The sequence below is a fragment of the Cyanobacteriota bacterium genome (assembly GCA_025054735.1).
Classification (GTDB): domain Bacteria; phylum Cyanobacteriota; class Cyanobacteriia; order SKYG9; family SKYG9; genus SKYG9.
The window spans coordinates 1-4,743 of sequence record JANWZG010000324.1 but is presented as its reverse complement, the minus strand read 5'-3'; the positions used below and the strand labels follow the sequence as shown (position 1 = coordinate 4,743).

The 4,743-nt window shown below is 48.5% G+C and carries 5 protein-coding genes; 3 read left to right on the top strand and 2 right to left on the bottom strand.

Translation table 11 applies throughout. The features are described 5' to 3' along the window. The coding region (locus tag NZ772_14215) for a sugar transferase (protein MCS6814704.1) at nt 1-302 on the bottom strand (302 nt) is incomplete at its 3' end. Nucleotides 303-587: 285 nt separating this feature from the next. On the opposite strand from NZ772_14215, the gene NZ772_14210 reads away from it, so the two are divergent. Beyond that, the gene (locus NZ772_14210; GenBank protein ID MCS6814703.1) at nt 588-1,370 is read left to right on the top strand and encodes an RNA polymerase sigma factor SigF; all 783 of its coding nucleotides are present in this window, start codon (nt 588-590) and stop codon (nt 1,368-1,370) included. On the opposite strand, the gene NZ772_14205 is transcribed toward NZ772_14210, so the two are convergent. Next, nucleotides 1,367-1,855: an ankyrin repeat domain-containing protein gene (locus NZ772_14205; protein ID MCS6814702.1), complete on the bottom strand. Its 489-nt coding sequence runs from the start codon at nt 1,853-1,855 to the stop codon at nt 1,367-1,369. The two genes, NZ772_14210 and NZ772_14205, sit on opposite strands and share 4 nt — an antisense overlap. A 332-nt stretch (nt 1,856-2,187) precedes the next feature. On the opposite strand from NZ772_14205, the gene NZ772_14200 reads away from it, so the two are divergent. Both NZ772_14200 and NZ772_14195 read left to right on the top strand, forming a co-directional pair. Then, a complete protein-coding gene (locus NZ772_14200) occupies nt 2,188-3,324 on the top strand; it encodes a citrate synthase (protein MCS6814701.1) in 1,137 nt (378 codons plus the stop codon). A 10-nt stretch (nt 3,325-3,334) separates the two neighbouring features. After that, on the top strand, nt 3,335-4,743 hold a 1,409-nt coding region (locus tag NZ772_14195), incomplete at its 3' end, for a hypothetical protein (GenBank protein ID MCS6814700.1).

The window sequence follows — 4,743 nt, the reverse complement described above, 5'->3', positions numbered from 1 at the left end:
CTGGCAAAAAACAGCAAGGTAATTGCGGCAAATACCCAAAACAAGCTCGGTAACCCTAGCCACACCCACCAATTTAACTCCGTAGGAATGGGGAGGTAAAACTGGTTTAAGCGAGTGGCTACTGTCCACGCGATCGCTAATGCTCCTATGTCGCTCACCAATAGTCCAACTCCCCAGTACCACTGGTCAGACCAGATCTGCTGGAGGCGAATACGGCCAGGGGCACGAATATCAGCAGAACCACGATGGGGGTTAACTTTAAACAACTCACTAACCATGCGACTACAAATTGCCAACAGCATCAGTATTCCGCAATTCCCAAAAATTATTGTCATGAGGCACCAGCTATTGGTTGCTTGTCTTCTTTAGTTGGCGGGTATTTTCAATTCTTAAGTAGAGGCAAGGTCTGGCAGGGGTGGCTTTTGAGGAAAAGGCTGCGAGTGTGGGGTTGCGTATATGTACGGATATTGTTGGGGGGTATAACCCTTGATCCCGTGAAACAACGATGGTTCTGTTGGAGTGCAATCCAGAGAATAGGAGTAACTCCTCAGCAAAGATGTTGTATTCACGAGAGGTCTCCGCAGATGATGGCAAGTCAACCGTCCCTTCATGCTCGCAGTCTTGAACTGCTAGCTAGTTATTACCAGAATCCAACGATCGCGGTGCGCAATCAAATTGTTCGGCTTAACACTGGCTTAGTTCGCAAGATTGCCCATCAACTGTGCCACCAGTGTAGTGAACCCTACGAAGATCTAGAGCAGATTGGTTTCATTGGGTTGATTCGGGCGATCGAGCGCTTTAACCCAAATCAAGGCTGTGCATTCAGTTCTTTTGCAGTGCCTTACATCCGGGGCGAAATTCTTCATTTTCTGCGCGATCGCGCCAACACCGTTAAGTTACCTCGGCGCTGGCAAGACCTACAAAAGGATGCTCAGCGAGTACGTGAGAGCCTCAGCAAGCGGCTAGGCCGTCAGCCGCGCGATATAGAAATTGCTACTGAATTGGGTATCTCTCTTGATGAATGGCGGGATGTCAAATTAGCTGGACAGAACCGCTCACTACTGAGTTTAGATGCCACAATTTCCCAACAAGCGGATTGCACTATGACCTTAGGAGATATGTTGCCTGATGTTAGCTATCAGGCTTTGCAAAACTTAGAAGAAGAGCGGCAACAGCTTCAGCACGCCCTAAGTCAGCTAGAAGAAAAGACCCGCAACGTGATCGAGTGCGTCTTCTTTAGGAATCTATCCCGCAAAGAAGTTGCTGAACAAATTGGTGTTAGCCCTATGACCGTGACGCGATGGATTCAGCGGGGTATTGACCAAATGATTACATTTCTACAATCTGCCGAGCTACAAACCGATCCCTAGGGCTGGGTTGCTTGACGCTCGCGTGCCTGTTTCAAAACCTCCATCACGTCATGGTGCTGGGCATCCGCAGCCCAAATTAATGCAGTCCAGCCATTATGGTCTCTAAGGGTCAAGCTCGCTCCTTGAGCTAACAACTGACGAACTGTTTCAACTTGTCCCTTAGCGGCGGCTGTCATCAAAGCCGTCACTCCAAAATTGGTCTGTGCATTAATAGCGGCCCCATGCTGGAGCAACCGATCTACAGCAACTGAGTTGCCAACACTGGCTGCCCCCATTAGGGGTGTCCAACCGTCGTTATCAGCTTGATTGCAGTCTGCTCCTGCTGCTAGCAATAGCTCAATCACCTCATTTTGGCCTGTTTCTGCTGCTACAATTAGCGCTGTTGTACCATCAGCGTCTCCTGAGTTTAGGTCAACGCCACGATCAATTAACGCTTTCAGAGCGACCTTGTCACCCGATCGCACTGCTGCGATGAGATCACTCATAAACCACTCATGCCGTAATCAGTTCCCTAAACTGTCATACACTAGGTTGTAGCGATCGTGCAACTAACCGCTCAGCCAACTTTAAGGTGACGACTCTGATACAATCAACAGTTACAATCAACAGTGATCTCAAGTCTGATTTTGAACTGCTAACCAACCATTGCATATTTGGTATATAACAACAACAGATTGGTAGTTCTTGTCAAAACCTATTAAGCATTACCAAACCCTAACACTTGAGCCTAGTGACCTAGGCTTGACTATCTATGCTGCTTTAGAGTTTTCTGATAAGTTAGACCTCATACGCATTTGCAGCAAAACAGGTTGAACCCATGACGGTTTGTGAATATAGAGCAGGGCTAGAAGGTATTCCTGCAACACAATCATCTATTAGCTTCGTGGACGGACAAAAAGGTATCTTGGAATACCGTGGAATTTCAATTCAGGATCTCGCAGAAAAAAGTACCTTCTTGGAAGTAGCCTACCTGCTGATTTGGGGAAACCTGCCTACCCGAGAACAACTAGACGATTTTGAGCATGAAATTCGCTATCATCGCCGAGTGAAGTTCCGGATTCGAGATATGATGAAGTGCTTCCCTGAGAGTGGACACCCAATGGATGCACTACAGGCTTCAGCAGCAGCTTTGGGCTTGTTCTATTCGCGGCGGGCACTCGATGATCCAGCCTATATCAAACAAGCTGTAGTTCGACTGCTGGCAAAAATTCCTACGATGGTAGCTGCCTTTCAGCTCATCCGCAAGGGGAATGATCCTGTGCAGCCCAGAGATGATCTGGACTATGCGGCAAATTTTCTGTACATGCTGAGCGAGCGAGAACCTGAGCCAATTGCTGCCAAGATATTTGATACTTGCTTGACCCTCCATGCTGAGCATACCATCAATGCTTCGACGTTCTCGGCAATGGTTACAGCATCCACCCTGACAGATCCTTACGCCGTGGTAGCCTCAGCCGTGGGTACGCTAGCAGGGCCACTGCATGGCGGGGCGAATGAGGAGGTGATCACCATGCTAGAGGAAATCGGCTCAGTGGCAAATGTCCGTCCCTATCTAGAGAAGATGCTTGAACAGAAGCAACGGATTATGGGATTTGGTCATCGGGTGTACAAGGTTAAGGATCCTCGTGCTACTATTCTTCAGCAAGCAGCGGAAACGTTGTTTGAAAAGTTTGGTCGTGATCAATACTATGATATTGCTGTGGAGCTAGAGAATGCTGTAGCAGAGCGGTTAGCCCACAAGGGCATTTATCCAAACGTAGACTTTTATTCTGGGTTGGTCTATCGCAAGTTGGGCATCCCGACGGATTTGTTCACACCAGTGTTTGCGATCGCCAGAGTAGCTGGTTGGTTAGCCCACTGGAAAGAGCAACTTGCTGAGAATCGTATCTTCCGGCCAACACAAATTTACACTGGTTTGCATAATGTACCCTACATTCCGATTAGCGAACGTTAACTACCAGTAGATGGCCTCAAGCTCTCGTACTTCTACTTCGTCTCAGCGAACCAGTCGCTTGTCTGGGCTGCTGTCTGTCGCGATCTTGCTAGCATCAGCGGGGGTGGTTTATGGCAGTGTTCGCTTGGGGATACAGCTTATCTTTGATCCTAATGCTGCGACTTGGCTAAATCGATTTTTGCCAGATTGGACGCGAATTCCCACAGCTAACCAACAGCTTGTGCAAACATTGGGTGATATTAAGGCTGTTATCCGCCAAAGCGGGTTCATTCCAGGGGAGATGATGCCGCTACAGCGCAGTGATGACAAGGCTACAACGCCACCTGCCATGGTTTTACCCGTGATGGCACCTATAGCAGGCTGTAGCGATCGCCACGGCTGCTTGCAAATTGTTGAATTAAGGGTTTATCAGCCTGTCGATATCCATGGCAAGCCTTTGGATAAAGTAAATCCTAAAAAACGGGCGCAATTTTTCTGGCTTATCAGCCAAGTGACCGTCACTGGGCCTGAAGAGAGCTTAGTAACTGCGCCGATTAGCGATGCCTATGCTTCAGGTAGTGGCTCTAGCCAGTCGCTACCGCTGACGGATATTGAGATCTTTCAAGACCAAGCACCACGGCTAGGAATTTGGCTGAATCTCAAGGGAAAGTACACCCGTGGCAGCCAGCCATTGTTCTATGGTCAAGTTTTGCACTATAACCCCGAAACCGGTTACTTGGGTTCGTTGCTATCGTGGAGTGGTACCCCTTCGGTACCGGTGTGGCAAGAGTTCACAGGTGGCGGCCTACCAGAGTTGGTTATCAATCACACGATCGACCTAGAACCACAGTACAAAGTTTATCGCATTAAACCACGTAAGTTTTTATTGGATCCAATTCAGCTAGAGCCGATTTCCCTTAGGGAGCCAGCCATTTCTACCCGCGCTTATCAATCGATTTTGACATTAGCCCAAAGTGGCCTGTGGACACCAGCACGACTGTGGCTAGAAGCTATCAAGCAGCAGATACCTGCTAAACAATGGACAGCCGACGCTCAGGCACAGCTTGACTATATTCGCCTCCATGCTGAGGTAACGAGTGCCCAGGCAAAGCAGCAATGGGGGAGTGTTAGCGAGCAAATCTTTGTCTATTTAATTGACGGGCAATGGGCGAAGGCAATTACAGCCATGCAAGCAAACCTAAATGCTCGAGAGGACATTTTAACTCTGTTAAAAACTGACTCTGGACGGCTATGGAATCGAGTGACAGCAGCTTTGAAGGTTAACCCTAGTCGAGCTGATGTCCAGTTTTGGGGGGCACTGATTTTGATGAGTCAGCAAGGAAAGGCTAGGGCAATGGCTTGGGTACGCAAACAACCGGGTAGTGATGCTGATTATGTCAAAGCTATCCGTCTAATGAATCAACTTGACCCACCCCAACC